At 66.5% G+C, this 25,969-nt stretch carries 21 protein-coding genes; 10 read left to right on the plus strand and 11 right to left on the minus strand.

Going from position 1 to position 25,969, the window contains the following annotated elements; all coding sequences use genetic code 11:
- Positions 1–155 precede the first annotated feature (155 nt).
- Positions 156–473: a heavy metal-binding domain-containing protein gene (locus O6P39_RS26550; RefSeq protein WP_275609320.1), complete on the plus strand. Its 318-nt coding sequence runs from the start codon at positions 156–158 to the stop codon at positions 471–473.
- A gap of 251 nt (positions 474–724) precedes the next feature.
- Here the strand turns inward: O6P39_RS26550 and O6P39_RS26555 are convergent, their stop codons facing one another.
- From O6P39_RS26555 to O6P39_RS26565, 3 genes are all read right to left on the minus strand, one after another.
- The gene (locus O6P39_RS26555; protein WP_275609321.1) at positions 725–1,768 is read right to left on the minus strand and encodes a low specificity L-threonine aldolase; all 1,044 of its coding nucleotides are present in this window, start codon (positions 1,766–1,768) and stop codon (positions 725–727) included.
- Positions 1,769–1,877: 109 nt separating this feature from the next.
- Complete coding sequence (locus O6P39_RS26560; protein ID WP_275609322.1) at positions 1,878–2,555, minus strand: hypothetical protein; 678 nt, start codon at positions 2,553–2,555, stop codon at positions 1,878–1,880.
- A gap of 65 nt (positions 2,556–2,620) precedes the next feature.
- A complete protein-coding gene (locus tag O6P39_RS26565; RefSeq protein WP_275609323.1) occupies positions 2,621–3,148 on the minus strand; it encodes a hypothetical protein in 528 nt (175 codons plus the stop codon).
- A gap of 240 nt (positions 3,149–3,388) precedes the next feature.
- Between O6P39_RS26565 and glyA the strand changes: the two genes are divergently transcribed.
- From glyA to fdhA, 7 genes are all read left to right on the plus strand, one after another.
- Positions 3,389–4,642, plus strand: coding sequence for a serine hydroxymethyltransferase (gene glyA, locus O6P39_RS26570; RefSeq protein WP_275609324.1), 1,254 nt, complete (start codon positions 3,389–3,391; stop codon positions 4,640–4,642).
- Between the two features lie 131 nt (positions 4,643–4,773).
- Positions 4,774–6,024 (plus strand): sarcosine oxidase subunit beta, encoded by a 1,251-nt coding sequence (locus tag O6P39_RS26575; protein WP_207884994.1) that lies wholly within the window; start codon positions 4,774–4,776, stop codon positions 6,022–6,024.
- 131 nt (positions 6,025–6,155) lie between these two features.
- On the plus strand, positions 6,156–6,485 hold the full coding sequence (locus O6P39_RS26580) for a sarcosine oxidase subunit delta (RefSeq protein WP_275609325.1): 330 nt from the start codon (positions 6,156–6,158) through the stop codon (positions 6,483–6,485).
- Positions 6,485–9,505: a sarcosine oxidase subunit alpha gene (locus tag O6P39_RS26585; RefSeq protein ID WP_275609326.1), complete on the plus strand. Its 3,021-nt coding sequence runs from the start codon at positions 6,485–6,487 to the stop codon at positions 9,503–9,505. The genes O6P39_RS26580 and O6P39_RS26585 overlap by 1 nt, the downstream gene beginning before the upstream one ends.
- A gap of 172 nt (positions 9,506–9,677) precedes the next feature.
- Entirely contained in the window at positions 9,678–10,313 is a 636-nt protein-coding gene (gene soxG, locus O6P39_RS26590; RefSeq protein ID WP_275609327.1) for a sarcosine oxidase subunit gamma family protein, read from the plus strand.
- Positions 10,314–10,409: 96 nt separating this feature from the next.
- On the plus strand, positions 10,410–11,267 hold the full coding sequence (locus tag O6P39_RS26595) for a formyltetrahydrofolate deformylase (RefSeq protein ID WP_275609328.1): 858 nt from the start codon (positions 10,410–10,412) through the stop codon (positions 11,265–11,267).
- Between the two features lie 272 nt (positions 11,268–11,539).
- Positions 11,540–12,739, plus strand: a complete 1,200-nt coding sequence (fdhA, locus tag O6P39_RS26600; protein ID WP_207884989.1) for a formaldehyde dehydrogenase, glutathione-independent — start codon at positions 11,540–11,542, stop codon at positions 12,737–12,739.
- Between the two features lie 292 nt (positions 12,740–13,031).
- On the opposite strand, the gene O6P39_RS26605 is transcribed toward fdhA, so the two are convergent.
- The 8 genes from O6P39_RS26605 to O6P39_RS26640 form a co-directional block, all read right to left on the minus strand.
- A complete protein-coding gene (locus tag O6P39_RS26605) occupies positions 13,032–13,424 on the minus strand; it encodes a lysozyme inhibitor LprI family protein (RefSeq protein ID WP_275609329.1) in 393 nt (130 codons plus the stop codon).
- A gap of 163 nt (positions 13,425–13,587) precedes the next feature.
- Positions 13,588–15,165: a fatty acid--CoA ligase gene (locus O6P39_RS26610; protein WP_275609330.1), complete on the minus strand. Its 1,578-nt coding sequence runs from the start codon at positions 15,163–15,165 to the stop codon at positions 13,588–13,590.
- A 444-nt stretch (positions 15,166–15,609) separates the two neighbouring features.
- On the minus strand, positions 15,610–16,722 hold the full coding sequence (locus tag O6P39_RS26615; protein WP_275609331.1) for a class II histone deacetylase: 1,113 nt from the start codon (positions 16,720–16,722) through the stop codon (positions 15,610–15,612).
- Positions 16,719–18,110 carry a cytosine permease gene (locus O6P39_RS26620; protein ID WP_275609332.1) on the minus strand — a complete coding sequence of 464 codons (1,392 nt, stop codon included), beginning with the start codon at positions 18,108–18,110 and terminating at the stop codon, positions 16,719–16,721. The genes O6P39_RS26615 and O6P39_RS26620 overlap by 4 nt, the downstream gene beginning before the upstream one ends.
- A 69-nt stretch (positions 18,111–18,179) precedes the next feature.
- Entirely contained in the window at positions 18,180–19,232 is a 1,053-nt protein-coding gene (locus tag O6P39_RS26625; RefSeq protein WP_275609333.1) for an ABC transporter substrate-binding protein, read from the minus strand.
- A 218-nt stretch (positions 19,233–19,450) separates the two neighbouring features.
- Positions 19,451–20,833 carry an aspartate aminotransferase family protein gene (locus tag O6P39_RS26630; RefSeq protein WP_275609334.1) on the minus strand — a complete coding sequence of 461 codons (1,383 nt, stop codon included), beginning with the start codon at positions 20,831–20,833 and terminating at the stop codon, positions 19,451–19,453.
- 191 nt (positions 20,834–21,024) lie between these two features.
- Entirely contained in the window at positions 21,025–22,515 is a 1,491-nt protein-coding gene (locus O6P39_RS26635) for an aldehyde dehydrogenase (RefSeq protein ID WP_275609335.1), read from the minus strand.
- A gap of 183 nt (positions 22,516–22,698) precedes the next feature.
- Positions 22,699–23,499 carry a carbon-nitrogen hydrolase family protein gene (locus O6P39_RS26640; RefSeq protein WP_275609336.1) on the minus strand — a complete coding sequence of 267 codons (801 nt, stop codon included), beginning with the start codon at positions 23,497–23,499 and terminating at the stop codon, positions 22,699–22,701.
- Positions 23,500–23,689: 190 nt separating this feature from the next.
- Between O6P39_RS26640 and O6P39_RS26645 the strand changes: the two genes are divergently transcribed.
- Positions 23,690–24,598, plus strand: a complete 909-nt coding sequence (locus O6P39_RS26645) for a LysR substrate-binding domain-containing protein (protein WP_275609337.1) — start codon at positions 23,690–23,692, stop codon at positions 24,596–24,598.
- Positions 24,599–24,931: 333 nt separating this feature from the next.
- Positions 24,932–25,960: a DUF5924 family protein gene (locus O6P39_RS26650; protein WP_275609338.1), complete on the plus strand. Its 1,029-nt coding sequence runs from the start codon at positions 24,932–24,934 to the stop codon at positions 25,958–25,960.
- The last annotated feature ends 9 nt before the right edge of the window (positions 25,961–25,969 follow it).

Raw genomic sequence — 25,969 nt, forward strand, 5'->3', positions numbered from 1 at the left:
AAGGCGAAACGCAACGGCAACCTTCCACGAAGTTTTCCACAGCTTTATCACAAGGCTGCCCCCAGTTTTTCGGTGAAATGCCGAAACAATGCGCCAGGGGCCTTCGTGGGAGTGCAGGACTATGCTGGGTTTCCCCCAGCAGAGGAGTCATCCCCATGATCCTGACCACGACGCCCGGCATCGAGGGCAAGACCATCCAGGAATACCACGGCATCGTGGTCGGCGAGGCGATCCTCGGCGCCAACGTGTTCCGCGACCTGTTCGCCGGCCTGCGCGACATCATCGGCGGCCGCTCAGGCGCCTACGAGAAGGAGCTGGGCCGGGCGCGAGAGATCGCCTTCGAGGAACTGCGGGAGCGCGCACAGGAGCTGGGCGCCAACGCCGTGGTCGGCATCGACCTGGATTACGAGGTGGTGGGACAGAACGGCAGCATGCTGATGGTCAGCGTGAGTGGGACAGCGGTGCGGGTGTAGGAACAACGGTCTTTGGCAGGCCCGCAGGATGGCGTGTAGGAGCGAGCTTGCTCGCGAACATCCGTAGCTTCACTTCACACCGTAGGATCAGGCGGAATTCGGTTCGCGAGCAAGCTCGCTCCTACAGAAAAGCCACGCCGTTCAAATTTCGATCAACAACCTGCACGCCACGCCGTCCGCGACCTACAGCCATTCATCCACAGGAAGGGGACAGGTTGCGCGAGCAACCGTCCCCAGCGCCTGGGGACAACTCAGGCGCCCATCACTCTTCGAATGTCGGCAGCCAACGCTTCGACGCGGGCGATGTCGGTGTCCCAGGAACACATGAAGCGCGCGCCACCGGCGCCGATGAAGGTGTAGAAGCGCCAGCCCAACTGGCGCAGAGCCTCCAGCGCCGGCTCGGACATCTGCAGGAAGACCCCGTTGGCCTCCACCGGGAACATCAGGCTGACGCCCGGCACGTCCGCCACGCGTTCGGCGAGCAAGCGCGCGCACTGGTTGGCGTGATTGGCGTAATGCAGCCAGGCGCCGTCCTGCAGCACGCCCACCCAGGGCGCGGCGAGGAAGCGCATCTTCGAGGCCAGCTGGCCGGCCTGCTTGCAGCGGTAGTCGAAGCCTTCGGCCAGCTCGCGGTTGAAGAACAGGATGGCCTCGCCTACCGCCATGCCGTTCTTGGTGCCGCCGAAGCACAGCACCTCGACGCCGGACTTCCAGGTCAGCTCAGCGGGCGTGGCCCCCAGCGACGCGCAGGCATTGGAGAAGCGCGCGCCGTCCATGTGCAGGTGCAGCCCCAGCTCGCGGCAGGTGGCGCTGAGCGCCTGCAGCTCGTCCGGGCGGTAGACGGTGCCGACCTCGGTGGCCTGGGTGATGGTGACCACGCGCGCCTTGGGATAGTGGATGTCCTGACGTTTCAGGGCGATCTCGCGGATCGCCTCGGAGGTCAGCTTGCCTTCGGCATCGGTGCGCGCCAGCAGCAGCTTGGAGCCGTTGGAGAAGAACTCCGGCGCGCCGCACTCGTCGGTCTCGACGTGGGCGGTCTCGGCACAGATCACGCTGTGGTAGCTCTGGCACAGGGACGCCAGGGCCAGGGAGTTGGCTGCGGTGCCGTTGAAGGCGAAGAACACCTCGCAGTCGGTCTCGAACAGCTCGCGGAAGTAGTCGGAAGCGCGGGCGGTCCACTGATCGTCGCCGTAGGCGCGCTCGTGGCCGCGATTGGCCTCGGCCATGGCGGCCCAGGCTTCGGGGCAGATGCCGGAATAGTTGTCGCTGGCGAACTGTTGGGAGTTGTCGGTCATGGGGCGGCCTCGAAAAACGTTGTACGTCTGACAGCAGCGTAGCAACGGATAGTCGCTCGCCACCGGAGGGGGCGCGTGGCCTCCCTAATAAGGGAGGCCGTGCGGTCGATCAGGGCAGCTTGGTCAGCGCCATCTGTTCGGAGATGGGCACGAACAGCTCGCGCAGGGCCTGGGTGGTGCCACCGTTGGGCTTGTCCGGCGAGCTCATGTTGAGCACGTAGCGGCCCTTGATCAGGCCGGTGAGGGTCGCCTCGCCGGTCTTGTCGTCCGGCGCCGGCACGCTGATGGCCAGCGGGTCGCCCATGCGGGTGCTGTCGATCACCGGCAGGTACTGCTCGCCGCCGAACTGCGCGGCGGTACCGTTCTGCAGCGCGGCCTGGCGCGCCTGGTTGAGCAGCGAAACGTTCTTGCTGGTGGTGTCGCGCAGCTTGGCCTGGGCGGCCAGGTACTGCTTGGCGGCCTCGCCCTGCTGGTCGGCGCCCGGCGCCGGCAGGCCGGTGTCGGTGAGGGTCACGACCAGGTGCTGGCTGCCGTCGGCCTTGCCGTAGACGATGGTGGCGTCGTCGTAGCCGCACTCGCGGGACAGATAGGGATAGCCGTAGACGGCCTTGGTCGGCGGCAGCGCCTTTTCCAGCACGTGGCCGGTGCAGCTGTCGCCGGCCGGGGTGGCTGCGGCGGCACTGGCGGCTTCGGGAGCCTCGGCCTTGGCGGGTTTGCTGTCGTCACCACAGCCCTGCAGCGTCGCGGTGAGCAGCAGGGCGGAAAGCAGAGTCAGGGAGCGGTTCATGGCATCCTCGCATTTCGTGAGGGCCGCAGTTTAGTCCCTTGGCCGAATGCTTCCTATCGGCAGCTTCATTGCACCGGCTTGCAGAGCCAGCGGCCGGCTTTCTCGTCGTAGCCGGCATCCACGACTGCCAGCCCTTTGCCGCGCGACGCCAGGCAAAAGGTCTTCATGAAGGTCGCTCGCGCACCGTCACCCGCGCTGTCGTGCCCACCGACGGTGACGCGGTACATGCCCGGCGCCAGCGGCCGCGCCGGGGTCCTCTCCTTGAAGCCGGGAATCGCCTTGCCGTAGGCGAAGCAGGTGTCGCTGCGCAGCGGCACGCCGCGGGACGGATCTTCACTGCCCGTCGACCAAAAGGGTTCGTAGGGTTCGCGGGACAGCTCGATGAAGTGCACCGCCACCTGCCGGTCATCGACCTTCAGCAGGCGATTGAAGAACAGGCCGGGCGACTTGAAGGCCACACCGCCAAAGCACAGCGTCTCGCCACGCATCCAGACCGTCGCGTCGCCGTCGAACAGCCGGGACATGCCCCAGGCCGACACCTGGGCTAGCAGCAGGGCAAGACCCAGCGACACAGATAGAAAGAAGCGCTTCATCTCCAAAGCTCCGCAGGTCGCGCCGTCCTGGCGCGGGCATGTCGCATTCTGACCACGCGCAGCGGGCAATTCCACGCGCCGGGTCGCTTTTGCGCCATTCGCGCCATGTCGCAAACGCACTTACCCGTGGCGTACATAGGCATCTGGGTCAGCAGGGCCAGTCATACCATCGCAGACAAGGGGACCACTCGGTCCCGCACCAGCCATTGGCGCGCGTCCCGCGCCGCAGGGAGACCAGCGATGTTCAGCAAGCACGACCAGATCCAGGGCTATGACGACGAACTGCTCGCGGCGATGGACGCCGAGGAGGCTCGCCAGGAGGACCACCTCGAGCTGATCGCCTCGGAGAACTACACCAGCAAGCGCGTCATGCAGGCCCAGGGCAGCGGGCTGACCAACAAGTACGCCGAAGGCTATCCGGGCAAGCGCTACTACGGTGGCTGCGAGCACGTCGACAAGGTCGAGCAGCTGGCCATCGACCGCGCCAAGCAGCTGTTCGGCGCCGACTACGCCAACGTCCAGCCGCACTCCGGCTCCTCGGCCAACGCCGCTGTTTATCTCGCCCTGCTCAACGCCGGCGACACCATCCTGGGCATGAGCCTGGCCCACGGCGGCCACCTGACCCACGGCGCCAAGGTCTCCTCCTCCGGCAAGCTGTACAACGCCATCCAGTACGGCCTGGACACCGCCACCGGCCTGATCGACTACGACGAAGTCGAGCGCCTGGCCGTGGAGCACAAGCCGAAGATGATCGTCGCCGGCTTCTCCGCCTACTCCAAGACCCTCGACTTCCCGCGCTTCCGCGCCATCGCCGACAAGGTCGGGGCGCTGCTGTTCGTCGACATGGCCCACGTCGCCGGCCTGGTCGCCGCCGGCCTGTACCCGAACCCGCTGCCCTACGCCGACGTGGTCACCACCACCACCCACAAGACCCTGCGCGGTCCGCGTGGCGGCCTGATCCTGGCCAAGTCGAACGAAGAGATCGAGAAGAAGCTCAACTCCGCCGTATTCCCTGGCGCCCAGGGTGGCCCGCTGATGCACGTGATCGCCGCCAAGGCGGTGTGCTTCAAGGAAGCGCTGGAGCCCGGCTTCAAGGACTACCAGGCCCAGGTGATCAAGAACGCCCAGGCCATGGCCTCGGTGTTCATCGACCGCGGCTACGACGTGGTCTCCGGCGGCACCGACAACCACCTGATGCTGATCAGCCTGGTGAAGCAGGGCCTGACCGGCAAGGAAGCGGACGCAGCATTGGGCCGCGTCGGCATCACCGTGAACAAGAACGCCGTGCCGAATGACCCGCAGAGCCCGTTCGTCACCTCCGGTATCCGCATCGGCACCCCGGCGGTCACCACCCGTGGCCTGCAGGAACAGCAGTGCCGCGAACTGGCCGGCTGGATCTGCGACGTGCTGGACCACCTGGGCGACGCCGACGTCGAGGCCAAGGTGGCCACCCAGGTCGCCGGCCTCTGCGCGGACTATCCGGTCTACCGTTGAGTTTTCCCGTCTCCTCGCGGAGACGGCGCCCCAAGGGCAGGTGAGGGAAACATCGGTCCCGACCCCAGCGCCGCAACCCTCACCCCACCCCCTTCCCACGGGAAGGGGAGCAAAAGATCAGGAGCATCGACATGCAACGCTATTCCGGCTTCGGCCTGTTCAAGCATTCCCTGAGCCACCACGAGAACTGGCAACGCATGTGGCGCACGCCCACGCCCAAGCCGGTCTACGACGTGGTCATCGTCGGCGGTGGCGGCCACGGCCTGGCCACGGCCTACTACCTGGCCAAGGAACACGGCATCACCAACGTCGCGGTGATCGAGAAGGGTTGGCTGGGCGGCGGCAACACCGCGCGCAACACCACCATCGTGCGCTCCAACTACCTGTGGGACGAATCCGCGCTGCTCTACGAACACGCCATGAAGCTGTGGGAAGGCCTGTCCCAGGACCTGAACTACAACGTCATGTTCTCCCAGCGCGGCGTCTACAACCTCTGCCACACCCTGCAGGACATGCGCGACGGCGAACGCCGCGTGAGCGCCAACCGCCTGAACGGCGTGGACGGCGAACTGCTCAACGCGCAGCAGGTGGCCGAAGAGATTCCGTACCTGAACTGCACCAAGAGCGCCCGCTACCCGATCATGGGTTCCACCGTGCAGCGCCGTGGTGGCGTGGCCCGTCACGATGCCGTGGCCTGGGGCTTCGCCCGTGCCGCCGACGCCCTGGGCGTGGACCTGATCCAGCAGACCGAAGTGATCGGCTTCCGCAAGCAGGATGGCGCGGTCATCGGTGTCGAGACCAACCGCGGCTTCATCGGCGCCAAGCGCGTCGGCGTGGTCACCGCCGGCAACTCCGGGCACATGGCCAAGCTCGCCGGCTTCCGCCTGCCGATCGAATCGCACCCGCTGCAGGCGCTGGTTTCCGAACCGCTGAAACCCATCATCGACAGCGTAATCATGTCCAACGCCGTACACGGCTACATCAGCCAGTCGGACAAGGGCGACCTGGTCATCGGCGCCGGCATCGACGGCTACAACGGCTACGGCCAGCGCGGCTCCTACCCGGTGATCGAGCACACCCTGCAGGCCATCGTGGAGATGTTCCCGGTGCTGTCCCGCGTGCGCATGAACCGCCAGTGGGGCGGCATCGTCGACACCACCCCGGACGCCTGCCCGATCATCGGCAAGACCCCGGTGAAGAACCTGTTCTTCAACTGCGGTTGGGGCACCGGCGGCTTCAAGGCCACTCCCGGCTCGGGCAACGTTTTTGCCGCGACCCTGGCCAAGGGCGAGCCGCATCCGCTGGCCGCGCCCTTCTCCATCGAACGCTTCCACACCGGCGCGCTGATCGACGAACACGGCGCTGCCGCCGTAGCTCATTGAACATTCGCCCGTAGGGCGACAACTGATGACCCTCTCCCTTTGGGAGAGGGTGCCCGAAGGGCGGGTGAGGGTGGTTCGGCGAAGTGCCAACACCCCACGCCACTCGGAAAGAAACCCGGGAGGCTTCAACCATGCTTCACATCTTCTGCCCCCACTGCGGCGAGCTGCGTTCCGAAGAGGAATTCCACGCCAAGGGCCAGGCGCACATCCCGCGCCCGCTCGACCCCTCTGCCTGCACCGACGCGGAATGGGGCGAGTACATGTTCTTCCGCGACAACCCGCGCGGCATCCACCACGAACTGTGGGTGCACGCCGCCGGCTGCCGCCAGTACTTCAACGTCACCCGCCACACGGTGACCTACGAAATTCTCGAAACCTACAAGATCGGCGAAAAACCCAGCGTGACCGCCGCTGATTCCGAGAAGAAATCCGCTTCCCAGCCTGCCGTGGAGAAGGCCTAATGAGCCAGATCAATCGCCTTTCCCGTGGCGGTCGCATCGACCGCAGCAAGCCCCTGACCTTCACCTTCAACGGTGAGACCTACCAGGGCTTCGCCGGTGACACCCTGGCCGCCGCGCTGCTGGCCAACGGCGTCGACATCCTCGGCCGCAGCTTCAAGTACTCCCGCCCGCGCGGCATCGTCGCCGCCGGCGCCGAAGAGCCCAACGCCATCCTGCAGATCGGCTCCCGCGAAGCGACCCAGGTGCCCAACGTGCGCGCCACCCAGCAGGCGCTGTACAACGGCCTGGTGGCCAGCGCCACCAACGGCTGGCCGAACGTGCAGAACGACCTCATGGGGATCTTCGGCAAGGTCGGCGGCAAGATGATGCCGCCCGGCTTCTACTACAAGACCTTCATGTACCCGCAGTCCATGTGGCTGACCTACGAGAAGTACATCCGCAAGGCCGCAGGCCTGGGCCGCGCGCCCACCGAAGTGGACCCGGACAGCTACGACTGGATGAACCACCACGCCGACGTGCTGATCGTCGGTGCAGGCCCTGCCGGTCTCGCCGCCGCCCTGGCTGCCTCGCGCAGCGGCGCGCGGGTGATCCTCGCCGATGAACAGGAAGAGTTCGGCGGCAGCCTGCTCGACACCCGCGAAACCCTCGACGGCAAGCCCGCCGCGGAGTGGGTGGCCAAGGCCATCGCCGAGCTGGAAGGCAACCCGGACGTGATCCTGCTGCCGCGCTCCACCGTCAACGGCTACCACGACCACAACTTCCTCACCATCCACGAGCGCCGTACCGACCACCTGGGCGAAACCGCTCCGCTGGGCCAGGTGCGCATGCGCGTGCACCGCGTCCGCGCCAAGCGCGTGGTGCTGGCCGCCGGCGCCCACGAGCGCCCGCTGGTCTACGCGAACAACGACGTGCCGGGCAACATGCTGGCCGGCGCCGTCTCCACCTATGTACGCCGCTACGGCGTGGCGCCGGGCAAGAAGCTGGTGCTGTCCACCAACAACGACTACGCCTACCGCGTCGCCCTGGACTGGCAGGAAGCCGGCCTGGAGGTGGTCGCCATCGCCGATGCGCGCCCCAATCCGCAGGGCCAGTGGGTCGAGGAAGCACGCAAGCGCGGCATGCGCGTCATCACCGGCAGCTCGGTGATCGAAGCCCGCGGCAGCAAGCGCGTGACCGGCGCCAAGGTGGCCTCCATCGATACCTTCCGCATGAAGGTCAACGCCCCGGGCGATTGGCTGGACTGCGACCTGATCGCCAGCTCCGGCGGCTACAGCCCGGTGGTGCACTTGGCTTCGCACCTGGGCGGCAAGCCGGAATGGCGTGAAGACATCCTCGCTTTCGTACCCGGCCTGGCCTTCCAGAAGCGCATCTGCGCCGGTGCAGTGAACGGCGTGTTCCGCCTCGCCGATGCCCTGGCCGACGGCTACCAGGCCGGCAGCCAGGCGGCAGTCGACGCAGGCTTCAAGGCCGTGGAAGGCGACCTGCCGGCTGCGTCCGAGCGTACCGAGGAAGCGACCCTCGCGCTGTTCCAGGTGCCCCACGAGAAGTCCACCTCCCGTGCGCCCAAGCAGTTCGTCGACACCCAGAACGACGTCACCGCCGCCGCCATCGAACTGGCCTGCCGCGAGGGCTTCGAGTCCATCGAGCACGTCAAGCGCTACACCGCGCTGGGCTTCGGCACCGACCAGGGCAAACTGGGCAACATCAACGGCCTGGCCATTGCAGCCCGCGCCCAGGGCAAGAGCATCGCCGACACCGGCACCACCATGTTCCGCCCGAACTACACCCCGGTGACCTTCGGCGCCGTCGCCGGTCGTCACTGCGGTCACCTGTTCGAACCCGTACGCTTCACCGCCCTGCACGCCTGGCACGTGAAGAACGGCGCCGAGTTCGAGGACGTCGGCCAGTGGAAGCGCCCGTGGTACTTCCCCAAGCGCGGCGAAGACATGCACGCCGCCGTGGCCCGCGAATGCCGCGCCGTGCGTGAAAGCGTCGGCCTGCTGGACGCCTCCACCCTGGGCAAGATCGACATCCAGGGCCCGGACGCCCGCGAGTTCCTCAACCGCGTCTACACCAACGCCTGGACCAAGCTGGACGTGGGCAAGGCCCGCTACGGCCTGATGTGCAAGGAAGACGGCATGGTCTTCGACGATGGCGTCACGGCGTGCCTGGCGGACAACCACTTCGTCATGACCACCACCACCGGCGGCGCCGCCCGCGTGATGGAATGGCTGGAGCTGTACCACCAGACCGAATGGCCGGAGCTGAAGGTGTACTTCACCTCGGTCACCGACCACTGGGCCACCCTGACCCTGTCCGGCCCCAACAGCCGCAAGCTGCTGGCCGAAGTCACCGACATCGACCTGGACAAGGAAGCCTTCCCCTTCATGACCTGGAAGGAAGGCAAGGTCGCCGGCGTCCCGGCGCGGGTGTTCCGCATCTCCTTCACCGGCGAGCTGTCCTACGAGGTGAACATCCAGGCCAACTACGCCATGGGTGTGCTGGAAGCGATCGTCGCAGCGGGCGCCAAGTACAACCTGACCCCGTACGGCACCGAGACCATGCACGTCCTGCGCGCCGAGAAGGGCTTCATCATCGTCGGCCAGGACACCGACGCCTCGGTCACCCCGGACGACCTGAACATGGGTTGGGCGGTGGGTCGCACCAAGCCGTTCTCCTGGATCGGCTGGCGTGGCATGAACCGCGCCGACTGCCAGCGCGAAGACCGCAAGCAGCTGGTCGGCCTCAAGCCCACCAACCCCATGGAAGTCCTGCCCGAGGGTGCGCAGCTGGTGTTCAACACCCAGCAGTCGATCCCCATGAACATGGTCGGCCACGTCACCTCCAGCTACATGAGCAGCAGCCTCGGCTACGGCTTCGCCCTGGCGGTGGTCAAGGGTGGTTTGAAGCGCATGGGCGAGAAGGTCTACGCCCCGCTGGCCGATGGCCGGGTGATCGAGGCGGAAATCTGCAGCTCGGTGTTCTACGACCCGAAAGGGGAACGGCAGAACGTGGATTGATTCGGAGCCGCCGGCTGCCCTCACCCTAACCCTCTCCCAGGGGGAGAGGGGACAGTTTGGAGCCGCCGGCGAGCACGACACTCACAGCACACTCAGCTCGGCCCCCTCTCCCTTCGGGAGAGGGCTGGGGTGAGGGGAAACAGGCGATAAGCGCCCCCAAGGTGAACAGAACATGAGCAAAGCCAACCTCTACGAACAGCGTCCCGAAGCCGGCATCCAGGCCGAATCGCCCCTGCACCACGCCGAGCTGGACAAGCTTGCCAGCCGCAAGGTGGCCAATGCCGGCGTGACCCTGCGCGAGAAGAAATTCCTCGGCCACCTGACCCTGCGTGGCGACGCCCACGACCCGGCCTTCGCCGCCGGCGTGAAAAAGGCCCTGGGCCTGGAGCTGCCGGTCGCCCTGACCCTGGTGGCCAAGGGTGACACCTCGCTGCAGTGGCTCGGCCCGGACGAGTGGCTGCTGATCGTCCCCGGTGGCCAGGAATTCGCCGTCGAGCAGAGCCTGCGCAAGGCCCTCGGCGAAGACCTGCACTACTCGGTGATCAACGTCAGCGGCGGCCAGACCCTGCTGGAACTGGAAGGCCCCAAGGTCCGCGAAGTGCTGATGAAGTCCACCAGCTACGACGTGCACCCGAGCAATTTCCCGGTGGGCAAGGCGGTGGGCACCATCTTCGCCAAGTCCCAGCTGGTGATCCGCCATACCGGCGAGCACACCTGGGAGCTGGTGGTTCGTCGCAGCTTCTCCGACTACTTCTGGCTGTGGCTGCAGGACGCCTGCGCCGAGTACGGCCTGCAGGTGGCCGCGTAAGCGGTGCATCGTCCCCCCTCTCCTCCGGGAGAGGGCCGGGGTGAGGGTCAGCCCACCCCAACCTCTCCAGCGAGAGGAACATTTCGGAGCCAGACCATGAGCCGCACACCCGATACCTGGATCCTCACCGCCGACAGCCCGAGCCTGCTGGGCACGGTCGACGTGGTCACGCGCTACCTGTTCGAACAGCGCTGCTACGTCACCGAGCACCATTCGTTCGATGACCGCCTGGCGCAGCGCTTCTTCATCCGCATCGAGTTCCGTGCCGGCGACGGCTTCGACGAGGCGGCCTTCCGCGCCGGCCTCGCCGACCGCGTCTCGCCCTTCCAGATGAACGTCGAACTGACTCCGCCGGGCTATCGCAGCAAGGTGGTGATCATGGTCTCCAAGGCCGACCACTGCCTGAACGACCTGCTCTACCGCCAGCGCATCGGCCAGCTGCCGATGGACGTGGTGGCGGTGGTCTCCAACCACCCGGACCTGGAACCCCTGGCCCGCTGGCATGGCATCCCCTACCACCACTTCCCGCTGGACCCGAACGACAAGGGCGCGCAGGAGGCGAAGGTCTGGCAGGTGATCGAGCAGACCGGTGCCGAACTGGTGATCCTCGCCCGCTACATGCAGGTGCTCTCCCCCGAGCTGTGCCGCCGCCTGGACGGCTGGGCGATCAACATCCACCACTCGCTGCTGCCCGGCTTCAAGGGCGCCAAGCCCTACCACCAGGCCTACCAGAAGGGCGTGAAGCTGGTCGGCGCCACCGCCCACTACATCAACAACGACCTCGACGAGGGCCCGATCATCGCCCAGGGCGTCGAGCCCGTGGACCACTCCCACTACCCCGAGGACCTGATCGCCAAGGGCCGTGACGTGGAGTGCCTGACCCTGGCGAAAGCCGTGGGCTTCCACATCGAGAAGCGAGTCTTCCTGAACGCCAACCGGACGGTGGTGCTGTAAGCGCACCGCTGTTGTAGGGCGCATAACGCCGCAGGCGTTATCCGCCGTGCCGGCCTGACCGGCGGATGGATGGAGCTCATCCGCCCTACGTTTCAACACGGACGGTGGCGCTCGCTGTAGAGCGCCCTCTCCTGATCACCGAGCAACACCGACAGACCCGCCGGCTGCCAGCAGTACGACCCGGCCCTGTCGCGCAACACACGACATCCCAGTGCAAAACCGTGTGGCCGTAGTGCCCGCATTTGTACCCACAAACACAATGAGGAATGCGTATGTCTGGCAATCGTGGTGTGGTTTATCTCGGCCCGGGCAAGGTCGAAGTACAGAACATCCCCTATCCGAAGATGCAGGACCCGCAGGGCAAGCAGATCGACCACGGGGTGATCCTGCGCGTGGTCTCCACCAACATCTGCGGCTCCGACCAGCACATGGTGCGCGGCCGCACCACCGCGCCCGTCGGCCTGGTGCTGGGTCACGAGATCACCGGTGAGGTGGTGGAAATCGGCCGTGGCGTGGAAACCATGAAGATCGGCGACCTGGTCTCGGTGCCGTTCAACGTCGCCTGCGGCCACTGCCGTACCTGCAAGGAGCAGCACACCGGCGTCTGCCTGACCGTCAACCCGGCCCGCGCCGGCGGCGCCTACGGCTACGTCGACATGGGCGGCTGGGTCGGTGGCCAGGCCGAGTACGTGATGGTCCCCTACGCCGACTTCAACCTGCTCAAGCTGCCGAACCGCGAGCTGGCGATGGAGAAGATCCGCGACCTGACCTGCCTCTCCGACATCCTGCCCACCGGCTACCACGGCGCCGTCACCGCCGGCGTGGGTCCGGGCAGCACCGTCTACGTCGCCGGCGCAGGTCCGGTGGGTCTCGCCGCCGCCGCCTCGGCCCGCCTGCTGGGCGCCGCCGTGGTGATCGTCGGTGACGTCAACCCGACCCGCCTGGCCCACGCCAAGTCCCAGGGCTTCGAGATCGCCGACCTGTCCAAGGACACCCCGCTGCACGAGCAGATCGCCGATCTCTTGGGCGAGCCGGAAGTGGACTGCGCGATCGACGCGGTGGGCTTCGAAGCCCGTGGCCACGGTCACTCCGGGTCGCAGCACGAGGCTCCGGCCACCGTGCTCAACTCGCTGATGGGCGTGGTTCGCGTAGCCGGCAAGATCGGTATTCCGGGCCTGTACGTCACCGAAGATCCGGGTGCGGTGGACGATGCCGCCAAGCACGGTGCGCTGAGCATCCGCTTCGGCCTGGGCTGGGCCAAGTCGCACACCTTCCACACCGGCCAGACCCCGGTGATGAAGTACAACCGCCAGCTGATGCAGGCCATCATGTGGGATCGCATCAAGATCGCCGACATCGTCGGGGTGGAAGTCATCACCCTGGACGACGCACCGAAGGGCTACGGCCAGTTCGATGCCGGCGTGCCGAAGAAATTCGTCATCGACCCGCACAACACCTTCCGCGCCGCCTGACGGCGCACCCCACCCCCGGCCGCGGTCCCACTACCGCGGCCGTCTCTCCAGGGGAGCCGCAAGGCTCCCTCTTTTTTTGCCCACTCGCGGGCCAGGCTCCCCGTAGGGCGTACAACCGTTCGCGGTTGTACGCCGACTCACCGGGTGCATCTTCGGCCGCATGGCCCGTTCGGAGTGCCTTGAAGCAGCGGCTCCGTGGCCCGATCCAACGCGCGCGGAAACGCAGGCCAAACGGCGTATAACGTCGAACGTTATACGCCCTACGTCACCGGATTCGCCGGCCGTACAGCTGTTACGGCTTCGGCGCAGGACAATCGAAGTCGCCTTCCTCGCAACTGGACAGGCTCTTGAGCTCCTTCACCCGCGCGTCGGTGACTTCGGCCAGGCAGCCGTCGAACACCATGCCGTAGGCCGAACCGCCCTCTACCGAGGACGCGGCAAACTTGCAGTGCAGGTCGCGGTAGTGCAACCAGGCCTGCTGGGCGTCCTTCAGGCCGTCCTTCTGCCTGGCGTCCAGACGCTGGCGATAGTCGTTGTAGACCTGGTTGAGGCGCTTGTCGGCGGCGGAGTATTCCTGGGCGGCGCAGGCATTGAAGGTGGCCTGGTCCATGGGATTGGCGCAGTCGGCCGCCTGGGCGGCGAAGGAGGCGGCCAGCAGGCCGAGGGGCAGGAGCATGAGCTTCATGGGGACGCGATCCGTTCTACTGGATTGAGTCCCCCACTCTAGCCGCTCGAACTCCCCAGCGGGGTACCGTCGGGCCATGAACGGCGAATGACCGCCTGCACCGATGCGCCCGTCACGACGCCGCCTGACCCAACCCTCAACCCGGCTGCTCGATCCCCAGCGCCTAGTTGACCTGACGGGTGCGACCCACCCAGTACGGCTCCCGCAACGCCCGACGCAGCAACTTGCCGGCCGGATTGCGCGGCATGGCGTCGATGAAGTCGATGCTCTTGGGCACCTTGAAGCCCGCGATTCGCTCACGCGCCCAGGCCAGGATGCCGTCGACATCGGCCGGTGCGCCGGAGCGCAGCACGACCATCGCCTTGACCGCCTCGCCCCAGCGCTCGTCGGGCACCCCGATCACGGCCACATCGGCAACGGCCGGATGACCGTAGATGGCGCTCTCCACCTCGGCCGGATAGATGTTCTCCCCGCCGCTGATGATCATGTCCTTGACCCGGTCGTGGATGTACAGATAGCCGTCGGCGTCCATGTAGCCGGCATCGCCGCTGCGCAGCCAGCCGTCGGCATCGACGACACGGGCGGTGTCCTCCTCCTGCTTCCAGTAACCCGCCATGTTCTGCGGCGAGCGGATCACCACTTCGCCGACCTCTCCGGGCGGCAGCCTCCGGCCGTCCGCCCCGATCACCGCCACCTCGCAGCCGGGCATGGCCTTGCCGGCGGCGCGCATGCGCGGAACATCGGCGGGGGTATGGTCCTCCGGCGGCAGCGCCACGATCGTGCCCGTGGTCTCGGTCATGCCATATTGCTGGACGAAACCGCAGCCGAAGACCTCCATGCCCTCGCGCAGCAGCGCCGCGGGGATTGGCGATGAGCCGTACAGCATGTGCTTGAGCCGCGAATAGTCCACCTGGCGCACGCGCGGATCGCGCAGCACGATCTGCATGGCCGCCGGCACCATGAACAGCTTGCTGACTCGATCATGCTCGATGTAGTCGAGCACCTTGCTCGGGTCGAACTCGCGTGCCACGACCCCCTTGCAGCCGGACAGAATGCCACGCACGCCCCACCCCGAACCGCCGATATGCGCGACCGGCATGGCCACCAGCGAGATGTCGTCGTCGCTCCATAGCGACCAGTCCGCGCCCTCGCTTAGTGAAATCCGGGTTCCGCTGGTCAGGTTCCGATGCATCAGCATCACGCCCTTGGGACGGCCTGTCGTGCCCGACGTGTAGAGCTGCAGCACTACGTCCGCAGGCTTCGCCTCGTGTGCCGGCGGGGTACTCGGGCAGGCGTCGCGCCAGTGGGTGTAAGCCGGCCAGCCGGGTTCCCCGCCCTCCATCGCCACCGCGCGACGAACCAGCGGCAACTCGGGCAGCAGGTTGCGTACCAACGCCGATGACTCAGCGCCGACGAAGACCAGCGTCGCATCGCAATGCGAAACGATGTACTGGATCTCGGGTCCCGCCAGCCGCCAGCTCACCGGTGTAATGACGGCGCCCATCTTGGCCGCGCCAAAGAACAGCTCGAAATAGTGGTCGCTGTTCTTGCCGATATAGGCGATACGGTCGCCAGCCTTCACACCGTCGGCCAGCAGGGCCTGGGCCACGCGGTCGGTATGGCGATCGAAATCGGCAAACGTGGTTTCGCGGCCTTCGAAGGCATACGCAATGGCCCCAGCCCGCTCGCGGGCAAAGTGGCGAATCGCGCTGGGCAGTGTCGCGAGGTATTCCGTGTCCATGAACCTAGCCTCCTGTTCTGATTTTTGTAGAGGATGGGTAACGATGTTGAGGGGTGTTGAAAGGCGTCCTCAGAGCGGCGCCGAACGCGGACTGGCGCGCACCGGACCTGCGGGCAGGCAGCGCGAGGACAGGTACTGTTCCTCGCTGAAGCGGAAATCCACGGGCAGGCCCTTCGGTGCGAACGAGACCCGGACATTCTGTGCCACGCCCGCCATGCCAGCGACGTTCGAAGGAACTATTCGTACTGCGTGAGAAATACGTCCGCCACCCGAGTAGGCGTCAGTGCCGAGTCGATTTGGGCGTTGACTTCGCCCTGGACCTGGGCGTCCGCGCAGGCAAATAACTGCGCTGCAAGAAGCAGCGGCGAGAGGAAAAAAGCAGAGTAGTGATGGGCGGATCGACCATCAGGTTCGACCCGCCCAGTGCCGCCGCGAGTGGTGGCCTCAGCCCAGCAGCTTCGCCGCCATCCGCTCCAGCGCCTGGCGCTGGAAGGCGCGGAAATCCGCGTCCGGCTGCTGGCCTTCGAGCATCGGCAGGAAGGGATCGACCACTTCGGTACGCACGCCAACCATTTCCTCGATCACCGCATGACCGCAGAACGGCACGTAGGCTTCGGCGTAACCGCCTTCGTGCACCACCACCAGGCGGCCATCGCACAGGCGCTCGGCAGCGTCGCGCACGGCGGCGGTCATGAAGCGGAAGGTCTCGCTGTGGGCGAGCATGCGCGCCAGCGGGTCCACGCCGTTGGCGTCGAAGCCGCTGGCGACCACGATCAGCTCCGGCTGGAAACGTTCCAGCGCCGGCACGATGATGGTTTCCATGGCCACGCGGTAGGCGTCATCGCCACTGCCCGGATAGAGCGGCACGTTGAGGTTGTAACCCTTGCCCGCGCCCTCGCCGATATCGTCCACCGCGCCGGTGCCGGTGGGATAGCAGTCGGCCTGGTGGATCGACAGGGTCAGCACGTCGTCGCGACCGTAGAAGATCGCCTCGGTGCCGTTGCCGTGGTGCACGTCCCAGTCCAGCACCGCCACGCGCTTGATACCGTGGCGCGCCTTGGCCGTCTCCACCGCCACGGCGATGTTCGCCAGGTAGCAGAAGCCCATGCCGCGATCAGGCAGGCAGTGATGACCCGGCGGACGGGACAGCGCGTAGGCGTTGTCCAGCTCACCGCGCAGCACCGCGTCCACCGCGGCGACGGTCAGGCCGGCGGATTGCCGGGCGATGTCGTAGGTGCCATGGCTGACCATGGTTTCCTCGCCCATGTCGCCATGGCCGACTTCGCTGTAAGCCTTGAAGCGTTCCAGGTAGCTCGCCGGGTGCACCCGCAGCAGGTCTTCCTCGCTGGCCAGTGGCGCGCTGGAAAGCTTGAGCTGATTGCTCAGGCCTGAGACGTCCATCAGGCTCTTCAGCCGGCGTTTGCTCTCGGGCGATTCGGCGTGGCCACCACCCACCGGCGGCTGCAGCCAGCCTCCGACGGGGAGGATCAGGGCATGCAACCCGGTAGCGTGCCAGAAGCAGCGTTCGTCGAAGAAGAATCCAGTACGACGGCTCATGCGCGGGCCACCTTCAGGCTCTGTTGACGCTTGCGGCTGAACAGCCAGTAGACCGGCGAAACCACGGCCAGGCCGACCACCCAGGAGATGTCCGCACCGTTCATGGCCTGGGCCGCGGGACCGGTATAGAGCGCGGTGGACATGAAGGGAATCTGCACCAGGATGCCGAAGATGTAGCAGTTCACCGCGGTCCAGTTGAAGGTGCCATAGATGCCGCCGTCGCGACGGAAGAACGACAGCACGTCGTACTCGCCGTGGGCCACCAGGTAGTAGTCGACCAGGTTGATCGCGCTCCAGGGCACCAGCACGTAGAGCAGCAGCAGAATGAAGTTGGTGTAGTTGGCCATGAAGTTGTCCTGGCCCAGCAGGGCGATGGCCAGCGAACCGCCGAACAGCACCAGGGCGATCACCGCGCGCCAGCCGGCCTTGGCACTCCAGGCCGGGATCAGGGTCTGGCCGACGGTGATGGTCGAGAGCGTGCCGCAGTACAGGTTCATCGAGTTGGTGGCGGCGATGCCGAAGGAGAACACCGCGACCATCACGGCGCTGAAGCCGCCGGTCATTTCGATCAGCCCGGCGATCACGTCGCCTTCGCCGACCGCCAGGCCCACCAGCACGCCCAGCAGCATCGGCAGGATCGAGCCGAGGCAGCAGCCCCAGTAGCTGGACCAGAAGGCCGTGCGCGAACCGGTGCCCTGCGGCATGTAGCGCGAGTAGTCGGAAACGTAGGGCGCATAGGCCAACTGCCAGAGCGCGGCGATGGACAGGGCGCCGAGGAAGCCGGGGATGGTGGTCTCGTTGCGCTCAAGCAGGTCCGCCGGCAGGCCGTGGACGAACAGCAGCCAGATGAAGCAGACCAGCAGCACCGCGCCGGACAGCCAGCACATCAGCCGGGTGTAACCGTGGATCAGGCGGTAGCCGAAGATGGTGGCGATGACGCTCAGGGCGCCCACTGCCAGGATGCCCTGGTTGGTGCTGATCGCCGGGAAGCGCGCGCTCAGGGTCTGGCCGCCGAGCACCAGGTTGGAGGCGAAGAAGCCCAGGTACATGATCACCACCAGGGCCACCACCAGCAAGGATCCGAAGGAGCCGAACTGGCCACGGGTCTGCACCATCTGCGGCACGCCCAGCTGCGGCCCCTGGGCCGAGTGCAGGGCCATGAAGATGCCGCCCAGCAGATGGCCGAGCACCAGCGCCAGCACGGCGCTGAAGAACGGCAGCTTGAACACGGTGACGGCCAGCGCACCGGTGACCACGGTGAGCAGCATGATGTTGCTGCCGAACCAGATGGTGAAAAGATCACGGGCACGGCCGTGACGTTCATGGGCGGCAATGGGCTGAATGGTGCTCAGCTCCAGGGTCGCCGACGAATTTTGCGTCGTTGTCATTGGAGGTCTCACGCGGGGTAATGCAAGGCAGGTGCCCGGCGCGGACGCCGGGCACGAGTCAGGATGGGATCAGTGCGCCGCCCAGGCGTTGAAGCGCTGTTCCAACTCCTCGCCGTGGTCGACCCAGAAGGCGGAGTCGACGGCGCGGGCGCCTTCCAGGTTGGCCGGCGCGGTGGGCAGGGCGTCGCGCACGTTCGCCGGCAGCAGGTCCAGGGTGCCCTTGTTGACCGGGCCGTAGGGGATGTTGTCGGAGAAGACCTTCTGGGTCTGCGGCTGGCTGGCGAAGGCGATGAACTTCTCGGCCAGCGCCTTGTTCGGCGTGCCCTTCACCACGGCCCAGTATTCCGGGTCGTACAGGCTGCCCGGCCAGACGATGCCGAGCTTCACACCCTCTTTCTGGGCGGCGGCGATACGGCCGTTGTAGGCGGCGCTCATCACCACGTCTCCGGCGGTCAGCCACTGCGGCGGTTGTGCGCCGGCTTCCCACCACTGGATGTTGGACTTGAGCTGGTCGAGCTTGGCGAAGGCGCGGTCGACGCCCTCTTTGGTGCCGAGCACCTTGTAGAGGTCTTCCTGCTTCACGCCGTCGGCCAGCAGGGCGATTTCCAGGGTGTACTTGGCACCCTTGCGCAGGCCGCGCTTGCCCGGATATTCGGTGGTGTTCCAGAAGTCCGCCCAGGTCTGCGGCGCCTTGGCGACCTTGGTGCTGTTGTAGGCCATCACCATCGACCAGACGTAGGTGGCCACGCCGCACTCGCTCAGGGTGCCGGGTACGAACTGCGATTCGTTGCCGATGGCCGCCGGATCGATACGCTCGAACAAGCCTTCTTCGCAGCCGCGCAGCAGCTCCGGGCTTTCCACTTCAACCACGTCCCATGTGACCTTGCCGACGTCCACCATGGCCTTCACCTTGGCCATTTCGCCGTTGTATTCACCCGCGACGATCTTCCCGGCGCCGCTGGCTTCGAAGGGTTTGAAATAGGCCTGCTCCTGGGCCGCCTTGGTGGCGCCGCCAAAGGAGATCACGGTCAGGCTTTGCGATTGCGCCTGGGCACCGCCGGCAATGGCGGTGGCGAGCAGGGCGCAGGACAGGGTTGCGTGCTTGAGCAAGGACGGATACATGGAACGAACTCCCACAGCCGGTTGGCGTTGTTGTGTTGCTGGGCAGTAGCCGACCAGAAGGCCGGCCTTAAGGGGTTCCATCGCGCGGGCGTCGTTGCGCCCGCGGCGTTGTTGTTGGAATAGCTTTTTTGTAGGAGCGAGCTTGCTCGCGAACGCTCTTTGCGAATCCGCAGCGAAGCAGTTCGCGAGCAAGCTCGCTCCTACACCATCGTGTGCCGTTACAGCACGCCGATTTCCTGGGCAGTGCGGTCGACCGCGCGGCGGGTCTTCTCGACCAGCTCGTCGATCTCGGCACGGCCGGCGACCAGCGCCGGCGCCATGATCATGCGGCCGAGGGTGGAGCGGATGATCACGCCCTCCTCGAAGCCGATGGTGCGGCAGCGCCAGGCGATGTCGTTCTCGTTCTCGTAACGCTTGCGGGTAGCCTTGTCCTGGACGAACTGCAGCGCGGCGACGAAGCCGGCGCCCTGGATGTCGCCCACCAGCGGGTGGTTGCCGAAGACTTCGCGCAGGCACTGCTGCAGGTACGGACCGGTGTCGTTCTTCACCTGGTTGACCCAGCCCTCGTCACGCAGCGCGCGCAGGTTGGCCACGGCCACTGCCGCCGCCACCGGGTGACCGGAGTAGGTCAGGCCGTGGGCGAACACGCCGCCCTCTTCCACCAGGGTCTGGGCGATGCGCTTGCTCAGCACCAGGCCGCCCATGGGGATGTAGCCGGAGGTCAGGCCCTTGGCGATGGACAGGGTGTCGGGCTGGAAGCCGAAGTGCTGGTGGGCGAACCACTCGCCGGTACGGCCGAAGCCGCCGATCACTTCGTCAGCGCACAGCAGTACGTCGTACTGACGGCAGATGCGCTGGATTTCCGGCCAGTAGCTTTCCGGCGGGAAGATCATGCCGCCGGCGCCCTGGAACGGCTCGGCGATGAAGCCGGCGACGTTTTCCGCGCCCAGTTCGAGGATCTTCTCTTCCAGCTGCAGTGCGCAGCGACGGCCGAACTCGGCCGGGGTCAGGTCGCCGCCGGCGGCGAACCAGTAGGGCTCGTCGATGTGGGCGATGTCCGGGATCAGGCCGCCCATCTCGTGCATGAACTTCATGCCGCCCAGCGCGGTGGCCGCCAGGGTGGAGCCGTGGTAGCCGTTCCAGCGGCCGATCATGATCTTCTTCTGCGGCTTTCCGGCGACCTGCCAGTAACGGCGTACGGTACGGATCAGCACCTCGTTGGCCTCGGAGCCGGAGTTGGTGTAGATCGCGTGGCTGTAGTGGTCGGGCAGCAGGCTGAAGAGGGTCTCGGAGAGTTCGATCACCGCCGGGTGGGTGGTGTGGAAGAACATGTTGTAGTACGGCAGCTCGTCCAGCTGGGCGGTGGCGGCGGCGGTCAGGTCCTTGCGGCCATAGCCCAGGTTGGTGCACCACAGGCCGGACATGCCGTCCAGGTAGCGGTTGCCATCGTTGTCCCACAGGTGCAGGCCTTCGCCACGCACCATCACGCGCGGGCCTTCGGCGTTCAGCGCCTTCTGGTCGAGGAAGGCATGGATATGGTGAGCCGCATCCGCTTTCTGGTAATCGCGGGTATCACGTTGCGGTCTGATCTGGTCGGTCATCGACATTCTCCAAGTTCCCGAGGCGTACACCTGGCCATCGGGGTTTGCAGGGATCGAGGGCGACGGACTTACCTGGGCAGTCTCACCGGCCGTCTCGAGCGGTTCGGGTACGAAAATGGTTTCAGAGCATCTCTTGCCTGATCCTGCGGACCGCAACCCGCACCGAGGTGCGAGTCGGGTCCTGCGGGACTTCAGCGCAGCTGGAACCAGGTGGTCTTGAGCTGGGTGTATTTGTCGAACGAATGCAGCGACAGGTCGCGGCCGAAGCCGGACTGCTTGCCACCGCCGAACGGAATCGCCGGATCCAGGGCGTCCACGGTGTTCACCGACACGGTGCCGGCGTTCAGGCGGCGCGCCACCCGGTGGGCACGGTGCAGGTCGTCGCTCCACAGGGAGGCGGCCAGGCCGTAGATGCTGTCGTTGGCCATGCGCACGGCGTCGTCTTCGCTGTCGAACGGGATCACCGCCAGCACCGGGCCGAACACTTCGTCGCGGGCCAGGCTCTGCTCCGGGCGCACGCCAGTGAAGATGGTCGGCTCGATGAAGTTGCCGGAGCCGTTGAAGCTCAGCTGGCGGCCACCGCAGGCGAGCGTGGCGCCGTCGCTGGCGGCCTGGTCGATGCAGCGCAGGATGCCGGCGGTCTGCTTGCCGTCGACGATGGCGCCGGCACGGCTGGCCGGGTTCAGCGGGTCGCCCGGCGCCCAGTCGCGAGCCTTGGCGATCAGGCGCTCGACGAATTCGTCGTGGATCGAACGCTCCACCAGCAGGCGCGAGTTGGCCGAGCAGACTTCGCCCTGGTTGAAGAAGATGCCGAAGGCGGCCTTCTCGGCGGCGAGATCGAGGTCGCGGCAGTCGGCGAACACCAGGTTCGGGCTCTTGCCGCCGCACTCCAGCCAGACCTGCTTGAGGTTGGACTGGGCGGAATACTGCATGAAGTACTTGCCAACCTGGGTCGAGCCGGTGAACACCAGGGCGTCGACGTCCGGGTGCAGGCCGAGGGCCTTGCCGGCGGTCTCGCCCAGGCCCGGCACGACGTTCAGCACGCCTTCGGGCAGGCCGGCTTCCAGTGCCAGCTCGGCCAGGCGCAGGGCCGAGAACGGCGACTGCTCGGCGGGCTTGAGCACCACGGAGTTGCCGGCGGCCAGGGCCGGCGCCAGCTTCCAGGCGGCCATGTCGAGGGGGAAGTTCCACGGCACCACGGCGCCGATCACGCCCAGCGGGGTGCGGGTGATGGTGGCCAGGGCGTTCTGCGCAGTCGGCGCGACCTGGTCGTAGAGTTTGTCGAGGCTTTCGGCGTACCAGGAGAACACGCCGGCAGCGCCGGGCACGTCGATGTTCCAGGCGTCCATCACCGGCTTGCCCATGTTCAGGGTGTCGAGCAGGGCCAGTTCGTCGCGGTGCGCCATCATCAGTTCGGCGAGCTTGAGCAGCACGACCTTGCGCTCCCGCGGCGCCATGCGCGCCCAGGGGCCTTCTTCGAAGGCCTGGCGGGCGATGCGCACGGCGGCGTCGACTTCGGCCTCGCCGCAGGCAGCGACATTCGCCAGCAGACGGTTGGTCGCCGGATCGATGGAAGCGAAGGTGGCGCCGTCACGAGCGGCCACGCGGCGGCCGCCGATCAGGGCGCTGTCGATGAAGGTCTGCCGGGCAGCGCGCTGCTGCCAGTCGTTGAGCTCGTACACCAAGGCACTCCTGCTTCAGTCGCGTCGAGGCGACTTTGTTTGTTCTGGATGTGCAATCGATGGTCGCCCAAGCCCCGGCATAGGAAAATTATTAAATTTGTCTTCGGGGTATATGAAAAAGCTGGGCAGCACGCACCACGTCGGTTCGCGGTGGGCCGACGCGCACCGCTTCGGGCCACTTCGTCAACGGGTGAGCGCGCTGTACATCTCCGGGCGGCGACCAGGCAGATAGGGGAAAGTCTCGCTCAGGCGGGCGCGCTGGTTCGGATCCAGGTCGACCAGCAGCAGGCTTTCGCCCGTACCCGCCGCCGCCAGCCGTTCGCCATCGGGCGCAGCGACGCAGGAACCGCCGAGAAACTGCAGCCCCTCCTCCACCCCGCAACGACTGCAGCAGGCGACGAACAGCTGGTTCTCCAGCGCCCGCGCCGGAGCGATCACGCTCGATACCACGCCGTATTCGGGGGTCAGCGCGGTGGGGATGAGCACCAGCCCGGCGCCGTTCAGGGCATGGGTACGCACCGCCTCGGGGTATTCCAGGTCGACGCCATTGAGCAGCCCGATGCGCCAGCCGGCGTATTCGAAGGGCTGCGGCAGGCGATCGCCGGCGCTGAACAGCTCCGCTTCCATGGCGCCGAACAGGTGCGTCTTGCGGTAATGGGCGATGGGCTCGCCGCTCGGGCCGATCACCTGCACCGAGTTGTACGGCTTGCCGCCCTGGGGATGGCGTTCGGCGTAGCCGTAGGCGATGGCGACGCCCAGGCGCCGCGCCACCAGCTCGCCGATGCAGCGCGCCGACGGTCCGTCCGCCGCCTCGGCCAGCTCGGCCATGCGCTGCGGGACGTTGTAGCCGCCCAGCCACAGCTCCGGGCACAGCAGCAGCTGCGCGCCGGCAGCCGCGGCGGCATCGGCCTGGCGCTCCAGCTGTTCGAGATTGCCGGCGATGTCACCGGGAAGTCCGCAGGTCTGCCACAAGGCGATGCGCATGAGCTTTACTCCGAGCTGCGTGTAGGAAAATTGCGCGGTCGCCGGAGTATGCCCGTGCCCGGCGGGACGCAGCAGACGGTCAAGGCCATGAAAAATGTGGTCGGCGGCGAGGAAAATCTTCGCCACGGGCCGCCCCCGCGGGCAGGCGCAACACGGTATCTTGTATAAAAAAGCATCAACGAGGCGTGCAGTGGCTTCCTATACCTTGCGGCAATTGAAGTATTTCGTGACCACCGTGGAATGCGGCAGCGTGGCCGAGGCCTCGCGCAAGCTGTACATCGCGCAGCCATCCATCTCCACGGCGATCAAGGGTCTGGAGGAGAGCTTCGGCGTGCAGCTGTTCATCCGCCACCATGCCCAGGGCGTGTCGCTCACCCCCAGCGGCGCGCGCTTCTACCGCAAGGCGCAGGAACTGCTGCGCATGGCCCATGAGTTCGAGCAGAACGCCCTGGCGGACAACGACGTGGTGGCCGGGCAGATCGACATCGGCTGCTTCGAGACCGTCGCCCCGCTCTACCTGCCGCGCCTGATCGCAGGCTTCCGCGAGCGCTATCCGGGGGTGGAAATCCGCATCAGCGACGGCGAACAGCAGGAACTGGTGCAGGGCCTCACCGCCGGCCGCTTCGACCTCGCGCTGCTCTACGACCACGACCTGGACGGCACCATCGCCACCGACCCGCTGATGCCGGCCCAACGGCCCTATGCGCTGCTGCCGGAGGACCATCGCTTCGCCCAGCAGGACAAGGTGTCCCTGCGCGACCTGGCCTTGGAGCCGATGATCCTGCTCGATGTGCAGCCAAGTCGTACCTATTTCGTGAGCATCTTCGAGGAACTGGGACTGAACCCGCACATCGCCTTCAGCTCGCCGTCGATCGAGATGGTGCGCGGCATGGTCGGCCAGGGCTTCGGTTTCTCGGTGCTGGTCACCCGCCCGCACTCGGAGTGCACCTACGACGGCAAGAAGGTGGTGATGGTGAACATCGCCGAGGACGTCAGCGCCTCCGGCCTGGTCGCCGCCTGGCTCAAGCGCGCCCAGCTGACCAAGCCGGCGCAGCTGTTCGTCGACTACGCGCGGGAAGAGTTGAGCGGCAAGCACTGAGGCTGCTTTTCACTTTTCGTAGGAGCGAGCTTGCTCGCGAACCCGCCCAACTGCAGGGCTGTTCGCAAGCAAGGACTGGGCGCCCCTCGCTCCCGCAAAAGCCGTCCAAACGTCCCCCACAGGAGCGGACCATGCCCGCGATTTTCCGGCCCGGTACCGTGCCGTGCGATTCGCGAGCAAGCTCGCTCCCACGAAGAGCCGTCTGGCCACAATGCAACCACCGGTGCAATCACAGGCGCAGGAAAATCCCTCCCATCATCCCCGCTGCCCCCAATCGTCCCCAGGGGGTTACAATCCCGCCCCCTTTTCAGCTTTTCTTCGCCTCACCGCCCCATGCTCATCTGGAAAGAGCGCGTGCAGCGCCTGATCACCCTCGTCCTCGGCCTGCTGCAGCGCTACCCGCACCTGGTCGCCCTGTTCGGTTTCTGTTCCGGGGTGTTCAGCTTCATCATGGTGGACCGCCACCGCGCCGGCTTCGCCCGGGTAATGGCCATCGTCATGCTGGTGAGCTGGGTCTGGCTGATGCTGGAGAACCTGCTCACCGACCGCTTCAAGCGCCGCTTCGGCTGGGAGGTACCGCCGGGGCTGCTGCGCTACGCGACTCAGCTGATTCACCAGGAAAGCCTGTTCTTCTGCCTGCCGTTCTTCTTCATCACCACCACCTGGAACAGCGGCCAGGCCCTGTTCACCGGCGCGCTGACGCTGGCCGGGCTGATGGCGATCACCGACCCGATCTACTACAAGTTCCTCTCGGTGCGGCGCTGGACCTTCCTCGGCTACCACACCCTGACGCTGTTCGCGGTGCTGCTCACCGCCCTGCCGATCATCCTCCACCTGAGCACGCCGCAGAGCTACCAGGCGGCACTGGGCATCGCCGTGCTGCTGTCCTTCCCGAGCCTGGCGGTGACGGTGAAGATCCACAAATGGTGGCGCTGGCTCGCCCTCGTCGGCCTGACCTTGTCGATTGGTGCGGTGGGCTGGTTCGCCCGCGCCTGGGTGCCGCCCTCGACCCTGTGGATGACCGAGATGGCGGTGACCGAAAGCTTCGACAACGCCCAGCGCACCCCCGGCGACAGCCTGGATACCGTCAGCGTCGCGCAGATCAAAGCCCAGGGCCTCTACGCCTACACCGCGATCACCGCCCCGCGGGGGCTGAATGAGCGCATCTACCACGCCTGGCGCCTGAACGGCCAGGAAGTCGACCGCATCGCCCTGGACATCAAGGGTGGCCGCGAGGCCGGCTACCGCGCCTGGACGCACAAGCAGAACTTCCCGACCGACCCGGTGGGCAACTGGCAGGTGCAGGTGCTGACGGAAGCCGGCCAGGTCATCGGTACGCTGCGCTTCGAGGTCACGCCCTGACCCGCCGGT

The organism is Pseudomonas sp. PSE14 (assembly GCF_029203285.1).
In the GTDB taxonomy this organism is placed as follows: domain Bacteria; phylum Pseudomonadota; class Gammaproteobacteria; order Pseudomonadales; family Pseudomonadaceae; genus Pseudomonas.

Bases quoted from the DNA above. Each gene is read 5' to 3' on its own strand.
- O6P39_RS26640 (WP_275609336.1), bottom strand. From the start codon at position 23,499: ATGCGCATCGCCTTGTGGCAGACCTGCGGACTTCCCGGTGACATCGCC.
- O6P39_RS26650 (WP_275609338.1), top strand. From the start codon at position 24,932: ATGCTCATCTGGAAAGAGCGCGTGCAGCGCCTGATCACCCTCGTCCTC.
- O6P39_RS26565 (WP_275609323.1), bottom strand. From the start codon at position 3,148: ATGAAGCGCTTCTTTCTATCTGTGTCGCTGGGTCTTGCCCTGCTGCTA.
- O6P39_RS26615 (WP_275609331.1), bottom strand. From the start codon at position 16,722: ATGAGCCGTCGTACTGGATTCTTCTTCGACGAACGCTGCTTCTGGCAC.
- O6P39_RS26610 (WP_275609330.1), bottom strand. From the start codon at position 15,165: ATGGACACGGAATACCTCGCGACACTGCCCAGCGCGATTCGCCACTTT.
- O6P39_RS26575 (WP_207884994.1), top strand. From the start codon at position 4,774: ATGCAACGCTATTCCGGCTTCGGCCTGTTCAAGCATTCCCTGAGCCAC.
- glyA (WP_275609324.1), top strand. From the start codon at position 3,389: ATGTTCAGCAAGCACGACCAGATCCAGGGCTATGACGACGAACTGCTC.
- O6P39_RS26595 (WP_275609328.1), top strand. From the start codon at position 10,410: ATGAGCCGCACACCCGATACCTGGATCCTCACCGCCGACAGCCCGAGC.
- O6P39_RS26560 (WP_275609322.1), bottom strand. From the start codon at position 2,555: ATGAACCGCTCCCTGACTCTGCTTTCCGCCCTGCTGCTCACCGCGACG.
- O6P39_RS26555 (WP_275609321.1), bottom strand. From the start codon at position 1,768: ATGACCGACAACTCCCAACAGTTCGCCAGCGACAACTATTCCGGCATC.
- O6P39_RS26550 (WP_275609320.1), top strand. From the start codon at position 156: ATGATCCTGACCACGACGCCCGGCATCGAGGGCAAGACCATCCAGGAA.
- fdhA (WP_207884989.1), top strand. From the start codon at position 11,540: ATGTCTGGCAATCGTGGTGTGGTTTATCTCGGCCCGGGCAAGGTCGAA.
- O6P39_RS26605 (WP_275609329.1), bottom strand. From the start codon at position 13,424: ATGAAGCTCATGCTCCTGCCCCTCGGCCTGCTGGCCGCCTCCTTCGCC.
- O6P39_RS26630 (WP_275609334.1), bottom strand. From the start codon at position 20,833: ATGACCGACCAGATCAGACCGCAACGTGATACCCGCGATTACCAGAAA.
- O6P39_RS26585 (WP_275609326.1), top strand. From the start codon at position 6,485: ATGAGCCAGATCAATCGCCTTTCCCGTGGCGGTCGCATCGACCGCAGC.
- soxG (WP_275609327.1), top strand. From the start codon at position 9,678: ATGAGCAAAGCCAACCTCTACGAACAGCGTCCCGAAGCCGGCATCCAG.
- O6P39_RS26580 (WP_275609325.1), top strand. From the start codon at position 6,156: ATGCTTCACATCTTCTGCCCCCACTGCGGCGAGCTGCGTTCCGAAGAG.
- O6P39_RS26625 (WP_275609333.1), bottom strand. From the start codon at position 19,232: ATGTATCCGTCCTTGCTCAAGCACGCAACCCTGTCCTGCGCCCTGCTC.
- O6P39_RS26620 (WP_275609332.1), bottom strand. From the start codon at position 18,110: ATGACAACGACGCAAAATTCGTCGGCGACCCTGGAGCTGAGCACCATT.